The following is an 18936-nucleotide window of genomic DNA, read 5'->3' as shown; positions in this document are numbered from 1 at the left end:
GGAGCACTGGCGGATGAGCGGATCCATCACAGAGCATGTACGTTGTTAGAACTTCCGGAAGGCGGAAGGCGACGCATTCGAAGCGATGGAAGCCTGTTCGGGACGCGAGACAAGTGCACAACAGAATCTGGACTCGAACCGGCTTCAATCGCTGAAACAGCTCAGATCTAGGACGCCTATCTCACAGGAGCGAGGACGGGTGGACGTCTCGCTGCTTTCAGCTTTGGAGTAGGCAACAGGCCTCGTTCGGCAAGATGTCCGAACATTCTTGCAAAGTAGCTGCGGTCGAGTACCGGATATGGCTGCCCGAGTCGTTCTCGGAAGCGTCTAGAATTGTCTACACCGAACCGAGGCCAATCGTGATTATCGACTTTCACGTTGTCAATCATATCGGTCAGAGGCAGGAGAGCATTGTCACTCCCCGAGTCAACCTTTCGGGCGAAGGCCGCGTGCCACTCTTCCCACGACACGAGTGGCGCTTCATATCCAAACTCATCCAAATGACCGAACATGTCTTCCCATTCCAGCGTTTCGGGATGGACAAGATGAAACGTGCGGCCGATCGCATCTTCTTGCAGCGAGAACAACACCACCATCCGTGCGACGTCGTCTACCGCGCCGACCGGATAAGCTGCGCGCCGGCGCGGGGCTAAGCCGAGGTCGACGCACCCCTGAGCAAACTTGGTGAAGAAATCCTCCGGATTGCAAGCCCCGGTGTGCTGATGACAAAGGATGTTACCTGGCCGATAGACCACGACGGGTACGCCCCGTGCAGCGGCTAGACGACAGAGGCCTTCGGCAACCCATTTGCTCTCTGTGTAAGACGATGAATGTCCAACCGGAGGAAAAAGCGGATCTTCTTCGCCAACGAACTTCGCGCCGGCTGCAATTGCTCCCGTGTTGACGAAAAGCGTCGAAACGTAGTGGACGGTCTTGAGACGACGACGAGTTGCCAAGCGCAAAATCTCCTCGGTTCCCAAGACGTTTGCGGTCTTTAGAACCGAATATGGCCGGACGAAATTTACACGTGCTCCGCAGTGATATATTGCGTCGAGACGACCAGCCAGGACCTCGTAGTCTGCGGCGGGCACGCCCAACCTGGGCTTCTCGAGGTCTCCTGGAATGGCGACAAGCCGACCGGGCTTCGGGGCTTGCAACTGGTTGCTTCGTAATGTCTCCAGCAACCGCTGTTCCCCTTCTACCGGATCGGCCGCCCTGACCAGGCAATAGACGGTTGCTTCCGTCTGCTGAAGAAGTTCAGACAACAGGAACGCACCTAGGAATCCCGTAGCGCCGGTGAGCAGAACTGCTGATGCTGGTCCCGGACCGGTGACGGGAAGGCCGGATGCTCGAATTGCCGGATCTAGAACCACTTCCGCGGACAAATCCACGGTGGATCGGGTCCCTGCGGCATCAATCAGTGCAGCTAATTTGCGGATGGTTGGTGAGCCGAAGAAATCCGTCACCTTGATAGGCGCGTCGCTTAGTGCGCGAAGATGTGGCAGCATCTGGGCCGCAAGCAGCGAATGGCCGCCGACGGACTCGAAATGGTCATCAAGACCGATCTCGTTGTAACCTAAATGGCTCCGCCAAATCTCCGCGACAGCTCGCTCGCGTTCGGACATATGTACGTTCGCGATATTATCCACTACATCGATCGGATTGGCTTCGGAAGAGAATGTTCCTTCTGTATGACCTGACTCGTCGGCGCTTGATCCAGGGCCGATAGCTCTGCCACGGTTGATCCAATACCGCTTGCGCTGGAAAGGATAGGTCGGCAGCGATTCGCGGTGCGGCGTGTCAGCCGCGGTCGCGGATTTCCAGTCAACGGCTACGCCAGACTGCCACAACCGGCCGGCTGCACCTAACAGGCTTTCGAAGTCGGTACGCGGATCATTGGGGTGACGCAACGATGGTATGGCATTCGGGCGCGATTCCAGACGTTGTGCGCTGGCAAGCGTGCAGAGCGTATTGCCGGGTCCAACCTCGAGCAACACCGTGTTCGGTTGAGAGAGAGCGGTGCGGACCATGGACTCGAATTGAACGGGTGATCGAAGTTGTCGAGCCCAATAGCCAGGATTTGTTGCTTCTTCCGGTCCGATCCAATTCCCGGTGAGGCAGGAGATATAGGGAATTGTCGGCGGCGAAAGGTGATATTCAGCCACAGTCTTCGTGAAATCCTCGAGATAAGGATCAACCAAATAGGAGTGGCTTGCCATTCGCACGGGCAAGACGCGACACGTGATCCCGCGCTGCGCCAGCTTCTCGCTGAGGGCTTCGAGATCGGCGTTGAGTCCAGAGACCAGACAGAGTCCAGGGCCATTTACCGCCCCAAAGGATAGCTTATCGCCAAGGAACGGCTTGATCTCAGATGCCGAAAGAGGAACGCCCATCATGCGGCCTTCCGGAATGAGGTCAAAAAGGCGCCCTCTCCTCACGCTTAGGCCTAGCGCATCGGGTAGCGACAAAACTCCGGCCATGCATGCGGCAACATACTCGCCCAGGCTATGACCGAGCATGGCGTCGGGCTTGACTCCCCAAGACTGCCAAAGCCTAGCAAGGGCGTATTCGACGGTGAAGATAGCCGACAGCACGTGCGGCACCGACTCCCGATCCACCTCGACGCCCGGATAACGAGAGGGAAACAGGTAGTGGCGGACGTCCATACCAAGACGCTGCAACACAAGAGAGGCGCATAGATCAACCTGTTTCCGAAATTCAGGTTCAGTTTCATAGATGTCGAGTGTCATGTCAGGGTACTGGGTGCCTACCCCGGGAAACATGAATACGATTCGGGGCTCTGCCCCTTCGGGGGTGACCGCCTGTGCGGGCTCACGCAAGGCGCGCACTGCGCTGGCCGCGTCTGCTGCTACGACGAAGCGTCGCGATTGCAGTTTCGATCGCCCCTCCGAGAGGGTGAAGGCCACGCTCGCAAGGTTCTGATCGGGATGTTCATCGATGTGGTTGGCGAGACGCGCTGCCACCGCATCGACTGCCTTCTTATCGCGCCCGGATAATACGAGTAATTCGTGCGTTCGGCGGCGCTCGGCGACATCGGCTCTTGGGGGCGCTTCTTCGAGAATAATATGGGCATTCGTGCCGCCTACAGCAAACGCGCTGACAGCAGCTCGGCGCGGCACATCAACAGAATTCCATTCCTGGGGTTCTGTTGGCACATAGAAGGGAGAGGTATCGAGCTTGAGTTCGCGGTTCGGCTCTACAAAATTCGCCTGTGGCGGGATACATTTTCGCTCGAGTGCCAACACCGCCCGGATTAGTCCAGCCGCCCCGGCTGCGGCATCGAGGTGCCCGATATTGGCCTTTACCGAACCCAGAGCGCAGAAATTCCGGCGTTTCGTGTGGAGGCGAAAGGCATCCGTCAATGCCGACACCTCGATGGGATCTCCGAGACGCGTGCCAGTCCCGTGCGCCTCCACATATCCGATTGTGTCTGGGTCTACCGCGGCCATGGTGTGCGCCGCGATGATCGCCCGCATCTGCCCCTCCGGGTTAGGTGCTGCGAAGCTGACCTTGTTACGTCCGTCATTGTTGATTGCCGTTGCTCGGATTACCGCCCGGATGTTGTCGCCATCGGCGATCGCGTCGCTCAGCCGCTTCAATGCGACAATTGCGCAGCCCTCACCCGGAACCACTCCGTTGGCAGCAGCATCGAACGGTCGACAACGGCCATCCGGCGAAAACATCGCCCCTTCCGGCGCCAAGTAGCCGGCGCTTAACGGCACTCGTATGGTAACGCCCCCTGCCAGCGCGATATCGCAATCGTGAGAAAGCAGCGCCTGACATGCCAAATGCGTTGCGACCAGCGAGGTCGAGCAGGCAGTCTGGACGGTGATGGCCGGACCTCGAAGATTGAACTGATAGGCCACCTGCCCCGTGATGAAGTCCTTGTCGTTGTAACGCCACGCGTAATGGACCAGAGGCGACCGTGCGAATTCCTCGTTGGTATAAAGGTTGAAGATGTAGCGGTTCACGTAGCAGCCGCCATAGACGCCGATCATTCCTTCGAATCGGTGAGGGTCATAACCAGAGTCCTCAAGCGCCTCCCAAGCGCATTCCAGGAACATCCGATGCTGCGGATCAAGCATCGTCGCCTCGCTCCGGCTGATGCCAAAGAATTCCGCGTCGAATTGGTCGGCATCGGTGAGGACTGCCGCGGCTGGAACATAGGCGGGATCACTATAAAGCTGGCGCGGAACTCCGGCACCCTCCAATTGGGCGGGGTTGAACCATGCCACCGATTCAACCTTTCCGTAAATGTTGCGCCAAAGTTCGTCGGTGGTCCGCGCTCCGGGGACGCGCACTGTCATGCCGACGATTGCAATCGCCTCTATATCCTCGTAGCTCACGCTGATTCTCCTGTAGTACCGATCCGTGTTCGTCGGCCGCGTGAAGCGGCGAGGCGGCGCGCCGCCGCTTCCGCAGCGCGAGACGCCGCGCTGTCATTGGCCTCTTGTGGTTGAGCGCGCGCCGCGAATAGGCCCGCGAGTTTCGCGACCGTCGGGTAGCGGAATAAATCAACGAGAGAGATGTCCCCGACGCGGTCGAGTAGCAGACTCCGAGCGCCAACAATCAGTACGGAATTTCCACCAAGGCTAAAGAAGTTGTCGTTCCGACCGACTCTATCGATGTCTAGAACCTCTCGCCAAATCGCTGCGATCTTCTCCTCGAGATCGCCAAGCGGTGCTATATCCCCCTCGTTAACATCGTGACGCACGACCGGATTTGGGAGCGCCTGCCGGTTGATCTTTCCGTTGGGCGTCTGCGGCAGGGCGTCAATCCAGACAAAGTCCGACGGGACCATGTAGTCCGGTAAGGTGCGTGAACAGAGAATGCGCAACTCAGCAACAGTTGGGGGCGCACGCCCGGTAACAATCTCGCCGTAGGCAACAATTCGCCGTCCATCGCCGTCTCCACGCACGTCACAGACGACACGCTTAACCGCTTCGTGAGCACCGATCGCAGCTTCGATTTCTCCCAACTCGATGCGCCGGCCTCGCAGCTTGACTTGTTGGTCAACTCTTCCGAGGAACTCCAGGTCCCCGGATGGGCGCCATCGGACCAAATCACCCGTGTGATAGAGGCGCCCATCGCCGTCGGCTGAGAGATGGCCTGGTGTGAACCGTTCGCTCGTTAGTTCGGGCCGGGCATGATAACCGTCAGCAACGGCTCCGCCTCCGATCATCAATTGACCCGCTACGCCGATAGGAACTGGCCGCATCGCGGCATCGACGACATAGGCGCGATAGCCTGGCAGCGGTCGGCCAATCTTTGGCGCTTGACCGGGTGACACAGCGCAAGAGGTTGCCCACACGGTCGCCTCAGTCGGCCCATACATGTTGTGAACTGTGCCACCAACGGCATTAGCAAGGGCAGAAGCCAAATCCGGCGGTAGTGCTTCGCCGCCGACTAGGAGTCGGTGCAGATGTTGCATCTGAGCGCCCGAGTCGCGCTCCGCTAAGAGCATGCTTGCAAGGGTGGGGGTGCACTGGATGTGACTGACGCCATGACGTCGCATATCGTCGACAACACTGCTGTCACCTTGGTACGCCGCCTTGTCTGCCGCTCGTTTGTTCAGGTACAATTCTCTAACTGAGGCCAAATCTGACAGGGCCTCTAGGACGATCTTATCGTCGATTCCGAAATCGATCAGGCACCCGACTTCGTCGACACCGATCTCGGACAGCCTTGCCACGGTCGTCGCGGCGTCGCCGATCGAGCCGAGGAGTCCATATTCCTTAAAGAAGCGCTCGAACCCAAGGTCGAGCAGACCCTCCAATTCCTGCTCTGGGAGGTCTCGTATATTGACCCCACGTGCAACGCCCAAACCCGCCATCAGATCATATGAAGACCGGATGTAGTCTTTGAGTGGTTGGCGCACCAAGTCCTTAACTCGGTGCACGTCATTACCCACGAAGGTATGTACCATCAGGGTGACATGTCCACGCCCCGGCCGGCCGCTCCGGCTCCATGCATCTCGATAGAGCGCAATTTTCCCGGCAAGTTCATCCAGACTCTGACCGATTAAATGGGTGAGAACTCCGGCGCCGGCTTCACCTGCAGCGATAAACGTTTCGGGGTGACGCGAGCTCGTCAACCAGATTGGCAGTTCGGCCTGAATCGGCCGCGGGTATACGGAAACGTCAATCTCCTTACCAACACCGTTCCGCCGACGTACCGTCCCGCCCTTCCACAACTTTCGAACCTCTCCAATACTGTGGAGCATCTTCTGCTTTCGGCCTTCGTATTGATCGCTGGCGAGCACGAAGTCATCGGGCTGCCAACCCGACGCAAAGGCTACGCCAATACGGCCGCCGGATAGATTGTCCACGAGCGACCATTCTTCGGCGACACGTAAGGGGTCGTGGAGTGGCAGCACGACGCTTCCCGCGCGAATGCTGATCCGCTGAGTTGTGGCGGCCAACGCCGCCGACAGGACGGACGGATTCGGATAGAGTCCACCGAAGGCGTGGAAGTGGCGCTCCGGAGTCCATATGGCGGTGAAGCCGTTTTGGTCTGCGAATTTGGCAGCATCGAACAACAGACGATAACGATCGGCTTTGATATCCTGGTCAGACGTGGCATTGCCGAAAAAGAAGAGACTGAATTCCATCGACCGCTCCGAAGCGGAAGCCGGACGTGCAGGCAACGGTGGCGAGGACGTAGACCTTTGGAGCTTTTGATCGGCTCGGATCACCACCCGAAAGCCTTTTGTCAATGTCCAGAAAATCTCCAGTACTGAGATGTCAAAAGAGATACTTGTAACCGCGAGCCACGTGCCTGGCGCGTCGCCGCCGAATTGGGAATCCATCGCCGTGAGGAATGTCGCGAGGTTTCCATGTGTGACGCGAACGCCCTTTGGTCGTCCTGTCGAACCGGAGGTGTAAATCAGATAGGCGAGGTGTGCCGAAGCGGTCTTGACGGGCTTTAGTTCGACGCTCGAATTCATGACCGCATCGACCGGGACCACGCTGGCTCCTAGGGAACGAGCCGCAGAAAGCATTGATACCGTCGAAACGACGATCGCGGCTCCTGAATCGGAAATCATAAAGGACAAGCGGTCGCTCGGGTATTCAGGATCGAGGGGCAGGTACGCGGCGCCAGCCTTTAGAATTCCGAGCAACGCGACGACCGTTTGAACGGAGCGTCCCATGTAAACGCCGACCACGGAGTCCGGACCAACGCCGAGAGATTGCAGGTGTACTGCCAAGGCGTTCGCAGCCTCGTCGAGTTCTCGATATGACATCGTACGCACAGCATCGACGACGGCCGGAGCACTTGGAGTACGCTCGACCTGAGCCAAAATGCGTTCGTGAACGAGATGGCGATTTTCCACCTCAACTGTGCCGTAGGCCCACTCTGTGAGGAGAAGATCACGCTCGGTCGCCGGTAAAATCTCCAGAAGTGCAAGATCGACTTCCGGGCGGCTAACGCCTTCGCTGAGCATAGTTACGAAGTGCCCGACGATACGGCTTGCCGTCGCTTCGTCGAATAGAACCGTCGAATAGGCGAGTCGAACAATGAGTGACGAGCCTTTACGGATAACGTTCAGTGCGAGATCTCCATGGGCCGCACCGCCCAGACCCATGGGTCGAAGTCCATCGCCCGTCGCTTCGTCCTCTATCAGATCAGGTTGGTCTTGCAAAAATGCGAAGAATGCCTGGCAAACCGCGCCGTGTGCGGCATCGGAATCAGGCCGCAAAACCTCGACGAGGTCCGCAAACGGCATTCGGTGTTCTTCATCGCGGATCACCTCTGCCGTCAGGCGGTCGGTGAACTCCGAAAAGCAGCGCGACATTGAGACCGCAGGCCGCACCACGACGACATCCGTGAAGACGCCACCGTTCGATTGAATTAAAGCGCCCTGCTTCCGCGGGAACAACGTGCCAATTGCGATATCCGTATCGCGATTGTATCGCTGTAGAACCAAGGCGAAAGCCGCGAGACAAGTCGTCTGCACGGACGTGTTCTGTCTCCTGCCAAACGCGGTGACGCGAGCTTCCAGTTCAGAGGGAAGGGTTTTCGTGATGCTTGCGTATCCAGTGTTTACTTTTGGCGCACGAGGCCTGTCTTCTGGCAGGTCGATGCACGGGGCGAGGCCTGCTAGGCGCTCGCGCCAGTAGGTAATCAGTTGGCTCCGCTGTGGTTCAAATACGTGCGAGATGTGCCACTCGGCAGAAACAAAGATCTCTTCACGGCCGGCTGGCGTCTTCCAGCCTTGCGCGTCTATCTGTACGAGCGCTCCGGAAGGTGAGCGCAGCCAAACATGGCCAATCGCTCCGGGCGCGACTGGTTCGCCGACTCTGTCGGCAATAACCAACAATGCATCGCCGTTAGCTTCGTGAATCGCGACCAACGGGTCGGCATCCGCTGCGCTGATCGGCAGAAACACGGGTGTTTGTCCCACTGCCGTGAGTGCGACAAGGGTGCTGTGGCTTGCCGCGTGTGCAGCGACCGCAGCAGAATGTGCGGGATTAAGCCCGGTGCCGTGGACTATAATCCCGTCCGTGGCCCTCAGTAGATCTGGGATCGCAGCCAGTAGGGTATCCGCCGTAGCCGGCGTCAAAAAGATGGACATGCTTCCATGCGCATCCGTCCCAGAAGAGAACGTCTTAACGAGTGCCGCCAAAGACTCGTTCGCGGCTGGCATCAAATGGGTGACGGAGCCAAAAAGTAATCCGGCCCAGAGCTCCGCCAGGAACTCTTTTGATTGACTATCCGAGAACAGTGCAATTCGCGTCGGATGGAAGCGGTGTTGCTCCAAGCCGTGAACAAAGGTCACAATTGGATCCGCGACGATCGCCTTGCTTGATCCGACCGCCAAAACCTTGTCGGATTGTGGTAGCCCTGCTTCGATGTGGGGGGCGCCATCCAACAGCTCGATGTTGTCCCAATCGTCTACGCCGATGACCGACGAGGATGGAAAGCTCGCCAGTAAGGTTCGTTCGGTGAGAACGATCTTTCCGGAGGTCGCCGCAACAAGATCGCGTCGCCACATCGAGGGCGACAGCACTGAGCTACTCCGCCCCGACAAGGCTGCGGCGATGATCGCAACCACGAGATGATGACTTCGACCAGCGACAATGGCAATTTCCTGCCCGTTCTGGGCAACTGCCAAAACACGATCAGCGATTGCGCTGGCTCTCTCCTTAAGCGTGCGATTCGTAAGGGCAATATCTTCGCATCGGAGCGCGATCGTTTCAGGGCTCTTCTCGATGCGTCTCAACCACAAGGATGACAATGTCCGCCTAGGCGCCTCATCCCACGAAGCCGAGAGCAGCGCCGGCGACTCTGGTCCTCTATCATGCGAGCGCGCTTGTCCGGCAATAGCGCAATCAACTCCAGCCGGTTGCAAGTGGTCTGTCATGACAGCCTCACGACGTCTTGCGGTGAGGAAGAAACGTCCACACGGCCGAGCAATCGTAAGGACCTGCGGGCGACAGCACGAGGGACGACTCGGGTCCGAAGTCAAAGCGGCGGCCAGGTGCCGGTCTGGCCATCTTTATCGTCAGCTCCACGGCTCCTTCTCGTGGGGACTCATCCGCGAGGAAGACAAATTCGGCATCTATTCCACGCACACGGATGCCGGATTCCATGATCGACACTTCATATCCCAAGGTCGAGAGGATGGCCGACGCCCGTTCGATTCGAGCGGGACGCAGTCGGACAGTCACAACGGCAATGTCTTCCATAATATGGTCAGGCGTATGCGACCGGCCGAGGGCTGCGTTGAAACGTTCCGACCGATCCTGCCGACCACCAGGCCCGGCCTTCGCACCGATTTCTGCCAAGAAGCCGGGTTGCATTTCATGCAGGAATAGAGCGACCGGGCTGATCCCGCCCAGTTCGGGTCTGGTGAATTCGTACCAAGGGCTTTGGTTCCGGCCGCCATCAGCCGTTGGCGTAACCCGTTGCACAATCTCGCTGCTAAACGGAATTCCCGCCGAATGAAGTTCTCTATGGGCTCCTGTCATTTCGCCCGGGTGATCAAAGCTGAGCACAATGCCAGCACAGTGCTCAATAAACGTATCGTTGCCTCCGAATCGGTCGAGAAATATCTCGACAACTGTATTTTTGCCGTAGACTCGCGTTGCGGTGTAAGACGACAGCAGTGAGCTCTCTGAAGAGCGCGTTGCAAATCGACTGAACTGTTCACCGCGAAGGAATTCGCATTCGTTGATCAGTTTCAACGCTTCGGCGCCCACCGTCAGAAAGACGTGATCTAAATGCGGAGGAGTGGCAAATGCCACGTCACGGTTGTCGATCTTATTGTTGCGATGTTGAGTCATTGCGTGGGCACCATTCCTTCAAGAGATCGTTGCGTTGCTTCGGATTTACTGCAGCGATCCGATCTCTGTCGATCGGAGCACGCGTGGACGCCGTCATGCGCGATGACACATGTGCGCCTCGAGTCCATCAAATGTTGGAACAAGGACAAAGCCGGTTGGCGCAGTTAGTGCGCAAAAGATGCGAACCGGCGGCCCCTTGCCAAGGTCAATCGTGTGAACCGGCATTCGCGCATAGTTCGTTGAGACGATGTCCGCTTGATTGTTGAATATATAACTATCTGGAGCGCTCAGCTCGATCCGATCATTCCGGATATGAATAGCCGATGACAGATAGTCCGGATTTCGCACGCTAGTCACTGCCTCGTGTATTCTCCTCGCGGTGTCACGTGCCGCTGACGGCGAGTCGATCACGTCTGCAACGGGCACGATCGACTCCAAAAACGCATTGCCAATAAACGTGCGCGCAATATTTGGATGTACATCCCGCACGTTTACCGGAACACGAAGACGGAGCGCCGTAGCACCCCTCAGGAGTGTTGGACCGTAACGGTGAAACAAAAACGCGGTCAGTGCTTCGTTGAGTGTCGGCACGAACTGATCTGTCGCAAGCTCGGCGCGCAACGAATCCAAGAACTCCCTTCCGAAAGCCTTTACGCTAAACGCACGCTTCACGCGGAAGTCTTGTTGTCGGGATGCGACCTGTGATGCCGGCGCATTAGAACGGATTATGTGGTCTAGCTGTTGTTCGGCGGACAAACGAGACTGAGGCGCAGCTGCCAACTGCTCGAGCAAATACGACATAAAGAGATAGAACGAATAACCATCGCCGACCGCGTGCGACATGCTCAATCCAATCACAGCTCCGCCCGTCACGGGGGTCAGAGTTGCGGTGAAAATCGGATCTCCTGGCCCCAGATCCAGCCCAGTTACGAAAAGTGGAAGGTGGTTCGCAGTAACTGAATCGGGGTCCCAGTCTACTGGCGATCGTACTATCAAGCGTTGCGGGCGCTGCAGCGGTACCAGCTCAGACGATCCACGGTGCGATCGAGCGAGTGCGGTCGCAAATTGCGGAAATCTTTCGAATGCCCGACCAAGTGCGAAGTTGAACCGCTCGATGTCGGGCACGTATCTTTAACTGAGCACACGAATGACCGACGGTGCCAAGCCGAACGACTGGTCATAAGTGGAGAGCGAGATCGGAGCCGGGCAACTGATCATCGCCACTTCCCTCAATATGCCGCCGTTCGATTTCGCGTTGGCCCGCGCCGAGTGAGCACACGCGCCTGCGCACTGAATGCGGTTGCGCCACTTCACAACAAGCGGCACTGGGCCGCGCTTTCGTTTCAAGCACAGAATGTTTTGCGCTCGCAACTACCACCCTAAGTAGGTACGGCGAAGAATTTCTCGAAGCACACTCGCGCTCGGACAATTTCTCCAATCGATACACACGATTGTCACCTGCGACGTGCCTGCCATTGATGCCGCAGTCCAGCTCAGGAAATGTGAGCGGCGGTCGGTAGGTGCATAAATGGCAACTTGGCAAATCGCTCGCGCTCCGCTTAGCGGAAGATAAATATTGGCGGCGCGAGCAAGCCGCGAAAGTTAAGTCAACAGCAGTTTGATAGCCTCATTCTCGCCCCGGCTCTATCCACATCGTCATTGCGAGCGCAGCGAAGCAATCCAGGAATGCATCCGCGGAGATAGTCTGGATTGCTTCGTCGCAAGAGCTCCTTGCAATGACGAGGAGGAGAGACTACGCGTCCGGCACCGCCGCGACGCGTTCGACTTCGCCGTGCCAGTACCTATATCCTGTGGCAATTGATGTGATGCAGCGGACAGCTTCGATGGCCAGGAGACGCACGACGGATATTGACGCCGACGACCTGCCCCGCTTCTTCGTCTGGGTCCGGGGCCTCGACGGCCCCGAGCCGCAGAAATGGATGACTATGGATTTCGGCGTCGGCGATTGGAAGCGGCCGCTCGTGCTGGCTTATCTGGAACTGCCGGAGGACGAACGGCATCTATCCCTGTCGGTGCTGGCCCTGCGCTATCCACCGCCGCGGGATGATCTTTCGTGAGCCGGGCTAGGGTCATAAACGTCGGCGCCGCAAGGCAAAGCGGAAGTCACCCCGCTTGAGCGCGCTCGGCGGCTTGTGACCCTGGCTGTGTGAAAACGCTGCGCTTGATGTGATTCGCGCGATATGATTCCCGCACGATTTGCGGGGGGCTGGAATGAAGCGCTTCGTTGCGGAGGCGGATCGTGGGCAATCGACGCTATTGCCCGAGTGCCTCGATGATTTCATTGACGAGAGCAACCCTGTTCGCGTGATCGACGTGTTTGTCGATGCGCTCGATTTGGCCGAGCTAAGCTTCGAGGGGGTGAAGCCGGCGGCGACCGGTCGGCCGTCATACCATCCCTCGGTTCTCCTGAAGCTTTACATCTACGGCTATCTGAACCGGGTGCAGTCGAGCCGGCGGCTCGAACGAGAGGCCGGACGCAATGTCGAGACCATGTGGCTGCTGGGCCGGCTCGCACCTGATCACAAGACGATCGCGGACTTCCGCAAAGACAATGGCCTGGCGCTCCGCAAGGTATGCGCACGCTTCGTCGAACTCTGCCGTGAAATGGGTCTCCTCGCGACGTCGAGCGTCGCCATCGATGGCAGCAAGTTCAAAGCTGTGAACAACCGGGACAAGAACTTCACACGCGCGAAGGTGGAGCGGCGGCGCGCGCAGCTGGAGGAGAGCGTCGCGCGCTATCTGAGCCAACTGGACACGGCCGACCGGCAGGAGCCGAGCGAGGCGTTGGCCGCCAAGGTGACGAGGCTAACCGAGAAGCTGACGAAGCTGAGGGAGGAAATGGGCAAGCTTGCCGTCTACGAGAAGCAGATGCTTGCGTCACCCGATCAGCAAATCTCGTTGACCGATCCCGACAGCCGTTCGATGGCGACAAGCGGCCGGGGCTCCGGCACCGTTGGCTACAACGTGCAGGTCGCCGTCGACACCGAGCACCATCTGATCGTAGCGCACGAGGTGACGAACAGCGGCTCAGATCGGGCACAACTCGCCAATATGGCCAAGCAGGCGAAGGCTGTTCTCGAGACCGAGACGCTCGAAGCTGTAGCCGATCGCGGCTACTTCAACAGCCCGGAGATCCTCGCGTGCCACGAGGCCGGCATCACCGTAACTCTGCCCAAGCCGCTGACGTCGGGTGCCAAATCGGAGGGGCGCTTCGGTAAGCAGGACTTTGCCTATTTGCCAGAGGAGGACGCCTATCGCTGTCCGGCTGGGGAGCGATTGCCGTATCGCTACACAAACGAAGAAGACGGCAAGATGCTGCGGCGCTACTGGACCACTGCCTGTCAAAGTTGTTCGCTCAAATCGCAGTGCACGACAGGACCAGAGCGGCGAATTACACGCTGGGAGCACGAGCATCTGCTTGAGGCTGTGCAGCAGCGCCTTGACGCAAACCCAGAAGCCATGCGTCAGCGTCGGGAGACGGTCGAGCATCCGTTCGGCACGATGAAGGCCCGCATGGGAGCGACACACTTCCTCACCAAAACGCTCCCAAAAGTAGCGGCCGAGATGGCACTCTCGGTCTTGGCCTATAATCTTACACGGGTCATGAACATCGTCGGGGCCAAGCCACTGATCACTGCGATCGCGGCCTGAGACAGGCGCGGTTCCTAGCTTCCGGACCGATGCCCTTTGAAGCCGTTTTTACACGGCCAAGACCCGTAGCGGACTTGGCGGTCTGGGCATACACGATCAAAATGTTTATGGGGACGCTGGATCAAATACACAGATTGACCGCGGTGCGAATGGCTGATCAACTCCGACTCGCGACCCTACATCGGACAGACTCAATCGAGCGGCACACCTTTGATTTCGTCGTCAATGGCGTGTCCCTCTTTAGAGCTCCTCAGGCGTCCACCTCCGACATGTGTGGGTGCCCTTCGGATCCTCGTTTCAATGAATATGCTGACGTCCGAGGTGCGCATTGGAGGCGGCCACCGTGCCGTTTTGTTCAGTTGCCCCGAATGTGGTGATTTCGCTTGCGCGGGCCATCACGGTTTTTGTCTCGCGTCGAGATGATGCTTCCGTGCAGTGGTCCGACTTTGCATACGAGAATGGGTTTCGAACCCGAAACGAAGATTACCGACGTAGGACCGTTCGCTTTTAGTTGGTCCGCGTATCTAGCGGCGCTCTCCCGCGCAACCGCCGGTTAAGTCAGCTTTTGGCCCCGAAGCTGCCATGGCTCGATGCTGGTCCAAGTGTCGGCTGTTGGGTGTAGAACCGAAAGGCCTCACAACGGCGCAGACCGCCGGTTCCGACACTTAGCGGACCTTAGGCCGCCGCGCCGCGTCCAGAACGGTTCTGCCTGCATCATCTGTGCGGGAAGTTAGGCTGAATATGCTAGCCTTCATCGGACGCTCTAGGACCGACGCGATGAATTGGACAGCTTCGTTGGTGTCACACACTTGGCCGGAGGTCGCGCTATGCCGTTCGGTTGTAGGATCGTTGTGGGAATCTTGCTCCTCGTGGGCACTTCCGTATCGGGCGGCGAGTTGCAGGTAAATGGATCTGCCGATTTCTTCTCGATAGGCGTTTGGTTGCAATCGCCGACTCGCGCTGTCAATTACAAGGCAATCGGGATCAATACCTTTGTGGGATTGCCCGAAGGCCCCACTGAAGAGCAACTCGCCGCATTGGCGCGGCAGCACATGTTCGCCGTTGCCGGCCAAAACGACCTTGCGCTGGAATCGGTCAACCGCCACGTTATCAAAGCGTGGATGCAAGAAGACGAACCGGACAATGCTCAACCGATCGGGCCAAGGCTGCACGGAACATGCGTCCCAGCAATTGAAGTCGCTCGGCGCACGCAAGAGATGAAAGCGCGGGATCCAACGCGACCGGTGATGATCAATTTCGGACAGGGTGTGGCCAACGAATTCTGGCGCGGTCGTGGCAGCTGCAACGGTGATCAGGGTTACTACGATATTGCGATCCAGGGGGCAGACATCTTGTCGTACGACATCTATCCAGTGGGATCCACTACTCCTCAAGTTAAAGGAAGGCTGGAATATGTTGCACGTGGCGTCACTAATCTCGCGAAGCGGGCTGCCGATGGGCAAAGCGTATGGATGGCAATCGAGACGACAGCACTAGATCCGACCCGTCGACCGACTGCGGCGGAGGTTCGGGCGGAGATCTGGATGGCATTGATTCATGGCGCGACGGGAATTTTTTATTTCGTGCATGAGTTTAAACCAACCTTCCGGGAAGACGCCATCTTCCGCTACCCCGATATCGTGGAGGAGGTCACGAGAACGAACCAGTTGATCCGGTCTCTCTCGCCAGCGTTGAAGAGCCCAAGCGTATCCGGGGCTGTATCCGTAAGCTCGCAGGTCCCGATTGCAACCATGGTGAAGGTGTACGAGGGCGATACGTATGTCTTTGCCATCGCGATGCAGAACTCACCGTCGATAGCGCGGATCACGGTCAATAACGTTCACCAGACCACCGCTCGTGTCATCGGCGAGGATCGTAGCGTATCCCTCGCGCAAGGTTCTTTCGAGGACCAATTTGAAGGCTACGGCGTACATCTTTATCACATTCGATAGCACGCCATTCCGGAGCGAACGGGATTTCGCCGCCCAAGCTGCGGCTTCCGGATCTGGCCCAACTCGGACGTCTGGTTGGCTGCCGTAACGGGTCGGTGTCAGAGGCGGAGCGGACCTCCATCCGCGCCCTGAGTGCAGCGCGGATTATGAGCACGCGCTCTGGCCTGGGCGCAAGCCACGACCGTCTGTCCGCGCCTGGCGCGGGCCTGTGTCATGATCGCCCCCATGATTATGGGTGTCACGGCGTCCGTGCTGCGGTTAGACTTGCCTCGCGCCGCGGGGGACACGCGGGTCGCGGGACGATGAACATGAGCGAACAGGGCGAGACTGGTGAGGCCATCACCATCCTCCTCGTCGAGGACGACGCGCCGACTTGCTGGCGGCTCCAGGACGCGCTGGTCAAGGCCGGCTATGAGGTGCGTAGCGCCGGCACGCTCGCAGAGGCCCGCTCTGCGCTCGGCGAAGGCACGCCGCGCGTGCTGCTCACCGATCTCAGGCTGCCCGACGGCCATGGCATCGAGCTGATTCGCGAAACCCGGCAGCGCTTTCCCGATACCGAGATCATGGTGATCTCCGCGCTCGGCGACGAGGAAAGCGTGATCTCGGCGATCACGGTCGGCGCCACCGGCTATCTGCTCAAGGATGCCTTCCCGACCGATATCGCCACCACCGTACGTGATCTGGTCGCCGGCCATTCGCCGATCTCGGCCTCGATCGCCCGTTTCATCGTCCGGCGTACGCAGAGTTCGGCGGAGCCCTCGCCCGGCCCCGTGCTCAACACGGCCAAGCTGACCCCGCGGGAGATCGACATCCTCTGGGGCATCGCCAAAGGCTTCAGCTATGCCGAGATCGCGAGCCATCTCGGCCTGTCCAGGCAGACCGTGCCCGGCCACATCAAGAACATCTATCGCAAGCTCGAGGTGCACACCCGCAGCGAGGCCGTGTTCGAAGCCGTGCAGCAGGGCCTGATCAAGCTGTGAGCGAGGTTGCGGCGAGGACAACAACGCGCCCGCGGCGCCGGCTGATCGTGTCGCGCCTCGTGCCTTATCTACTGCTCCAGGCCCTGATCGTCATCGTCACCATCCTTGGGCTCCGGCTGCTGCAACCCGGCGATCCCGAAGACTTCGCGCTGAACGATTTTTCGGCGCGCGAGGACCGCATGATGCGTGCGGTGACGCTGCCGCACTTCACCGCATCGCGCTATTCGCTGGCCGACCCGCCGCTCTACACCGCCGCCTTCACATTCCGGCCCAGCAATGCGGGATCGGGATGGTCGGTGTATCTGCCGCGCTTCAGCAACGCGGTGGAGGTCGCCGTCAACGGCGTCGTGGTGCTGGATTCCCGGCGTGACGCCAATGCCAACCGGCCAGACCGCAACACGCCGCAGATCGCGGCGATTCCGTCCTCGCTGCTGCGCGACGGCGCCAACGATATCACGGTGCGGCTGTTCGTATGGGGGCCGCTGAAGGGCTTCCTCGATACCGTCTATGTCGGGCCGGACGCCGGCTTGCGTCCCGCCTACGAGACGCGCACGCTGCTGTTCGTCACGCTGCCCGTCGTGTTCTCCGCCTGGCAATCGATTCTCGCGGTCATCCTTGCGATCATGTGGCTGATGCGGCGCCACGAGCCGGTTTACGGCGTGCTGGCGGCGGCGATGGTGCTCGGCGTGGTGCAGGCGTTCGTGCCGCCGCCGGTGCCGCCGGCCACCACGTCGCGGCTCGCCGCCGTGCTGCTGGCATCAGCACCGATCGAGAGCGCGCTGATCGTCGTGTTCGGCATGCTGTTCTTCGGCTGGCGCTGGCCACGCTACGGCACGCTGCTGTTCGTGCCGGGCCTCGTCGTGTTCGTGGTCGGGCTGATCGGGGGCCCGCCGCTGCCACGCATTCTCTTTCTGGTGCTCGGCATTCCCACGGTCGGGCTTTGCTTGTTCCTGATGGCCTGCGTGACCGCAGCCGCGGTGGTCCGGCGGCAGGACGCGGCAAGCTTCACGATCGGCTGCGCCGTGACCATCGTGCTGGTCTGCTGGGTCCAGGATATGCTCACGGTGTTGGAGATCGCGACCAACGATCGCATCTTCGTCTCGCGCCTGTCCTATTCGGCGATGCTGGTCGCGATCGGCGCCGGGCTGACCTGGCGCTTCGCGCGCGCGCTGAACCAGGTCGACAGCTTTGCCGGCCAGCTCGTTGCACGGGTGGGCGAGGCCGAGGAACGGCTGAAGGCGAGCTTTGCCCGCGAAGAGGCGCGCGCCCGCGCCGCTGCGCTCGCCAATGAGCGCACGCGGCTGATGCGGGACCTGCATGACGGACTCGGCGGCCAGCTCGTCAGCATCGTCGCGCTCTCCGAGCGCGGCCATGAGGGCGCGACCATCACGGAGGCCGCTCGCGCAGCACTGAAGGATCTGCGCCTCGTCATCGATTCCATGGACGACATCGGCGGCGACCTGATGCTCGCGCTCGGCTCCTGGCGCGAGCGCGCGACGGCGCAATTGCGGCCGCACGACATCGCGCTCGACTGGCGCGTGGCAACGCCGCAGGGCCTGCCGCTGCATCCCGAATTGCGGCCATGGCACGTCATCCAGATCGTCCGCATCCTCGACGAGGCCGTGACCAACGCCGTCAAGCACGCAGAGGCGCGCCACATCGCGGTCAGCATCGAGACGCTCGACGACGATCACGGGCCGTATGGCGTGATCAGCGTGACGGACGACGGCAAGGGCTTTGCCCTCGCCGGCAATTGCGCGAGCGCCGGCCAGACCGCGCGGGGCTTGCGCAACATGAGGAGCCGCGCCGCACGGTGCGGCGCGGTGCTCGACCTGAGCTCGGATGCCTCAGGCACGTGCGTGCGGCTGCAATTGCCGCAGTGTTTTCCCGACAGCGATGCGGCTGCGGGCTGAAAAGCCCCCTCCCCGAACGTGTGGGGCGCACGGAGAGAGGGGACGGGCCGGGTCCTCTGCGGAGGACGGGGGGTGTTCGTCCGCAGGGGCTCCGTTGGCCCGAAGCAATGCA

9 protein-coding genes are annotated in these 18936 nt (G+C 59.6%); 5 read left to right on the top strand and 4 right to left on the bottom strand.

All coding sequences use genetic code 11. The features are described from left to right. Nucleotides 1-176: 176 nt before the first annotated feature. The 4 genes from ACR9YP_RS08535 to ACR9YP_RS08520 form a co-directional block, all read right to left on the bottom strand. Nucleotides 177-4367: a type I polyketide synthase gene (locus ACR9YP_RS08535; RefSeq protein ID WP_474219379.1), complete on the bottom strand. Its 4191-nt coding sequence runs from the start codon at nucleotides 4365-4367 to the stop codon at nucleotides 177-179. Further along, nucleotides 4364-9244, bottom strand: a complete 4881-nt coding sequence (locus ACR9YP_RS08530) for a MupA/Atu3671 family FMN-dependent luciferase-like monooxygenase (protein WP_474219378.1) — start codon at nucleotides 9242-9244, stop codon at nucleotides 4364-4366. Before ACR9YP_RS08530 ends, ACR9YP_RS08535 begins: the two co-directional genes overlap by 4 nt. A 148-nt stretch (nucleotides 9245-9392) precedes the next feature. After that, the gene (locus tag ACR9YP_RS08525; protein WP_438103206.1) at nucleotides 9393-10307 is read right to left on the bottom strand and encodes a DUF5829 family protein; all 915 of its coding nucleotides are present in this window, start codon (nucleotides 10305-10307) and stop codon (nucleotides 9393-9395) included. A 93-nt stretch (nucleotides 10308-10400) separates the two neighbouring features. Then, on the bottom strand, nucleotides 10401-11432 hold the full coding sequence (locus ACR9YP_RS08520; RefSeq protein ID WP_474219377.1) for an acyltransferase: 1032 nt from the start codon (nucleotides 11430-11432) through the stop codon (nucleotides 10401-10403). A 719-nt stretch (nucleotides 11433-12151) separates the two neighbouring features. On the opposite strand from ACR9YP_RS08520, the gene ACR9YP_RS08515 reads away from it, so the two are divergent. From ACR9YP_RS08515 to ACR9YP_RS08495, 5 genes are all read left to right on the top strand, one after another. Then, nucleotides 12152-12385, top strand: a complete 234-nt coding sequence (locus ACR9YP_RS08515; RefSeq protein ID WP_474219376.1) for a hypothetical protein — start codon at nucleotides 12152-12154, stop codon at nucleotides 12383-12385. Between the two features lie 154 nt (nucleotides 12386-12539). Continuing rightward, nucleotides 12540-13979: an IS1182 family transposase gene (locus ACR9YP_RS08510; RefSeq protein WP_474217821.1), complete on the top strand. Its 1440-nt coding sequence runs from the start codon at nucleotides 12540-12542 to the stop codon at nucleotides 13977-13979. Nucleotides 13980-14848: 869 nt separating this feature from the next. Next, a complete protein-coding gene (locus tag ACR9YP_RS08505; RefSeq protein ID WP_438103211.1) occupies nucleotides 14849-15931 on the top strand; it encodes an alpha-amylase family protein in 1083 nt (360 codons plus the stop codon). A gap of 308 nt (nucleotides 15932-16239) precedes the next feature. Continuing rightward, nucleotides 16240-16911, top strand: coding sequence for a response regulator (locus ACR9YP_RS08500; protein ID WP_370989229.1), 672 nt, complete (start codon nucleotides 16240-16242; stop codon nucleotides 16909-16911). Continuing rightward, complete coding sequence (locus ACR9YP_RS08495; RefSeq protein ID WP_438103213.1) at nucleotides 16908-18824, top strand: sensor histidine kinase; 1917 nt, start codon at nucleotides 16908-16910, stop codon at nucleotides 18822-18824. Before ACR9YP_RS08500 ends, ACR9YP_RS08495 begins: the two co-directional genes overlap by 4 nt. Nucleotides 18825-18936: the final 112 nt, after the last annotated feature.

It is taken from the genome of Bradyrhizobium sp. BR14999 (genome assembly GCF_056106085.1).
The sequence above is the reverse complement of the archived record's forward strand: the minus strand, read 5'-3'. Positions and strand labels throughout refer to the sequence as shown.

Coding starts and splice junctions, on each gene's coding strand:
- ACR9YP_RS08525 (WP_438103206.1), bottom strand. CDS start 10,307: ATGACTCAACATCGCAACAATAAGATCGACAACCGTGACGTGGCATTT.
- ACR9YP_RS08515 (WP_474219376.1), top strand. CDS start 12,152: ATGGCCAGGAGACGCACGACGGATATTGACGCCGACGACCTGCCCCGC.
- ACR9YP_RS08510 (WP_474217821.1), top strand. CDS start 12,540: ATGAAGCGCTTCGTTGCGGAGGCGGATCGTGGGCAATCGACGCTATTG.
- ACR9YP_RS08500 (WP_370989229.1), top strand. CDS start 16,240: ATGAGCGAACAGGGCGAGACTGGTGAGGCCATCACCATCCTCCTCGTC.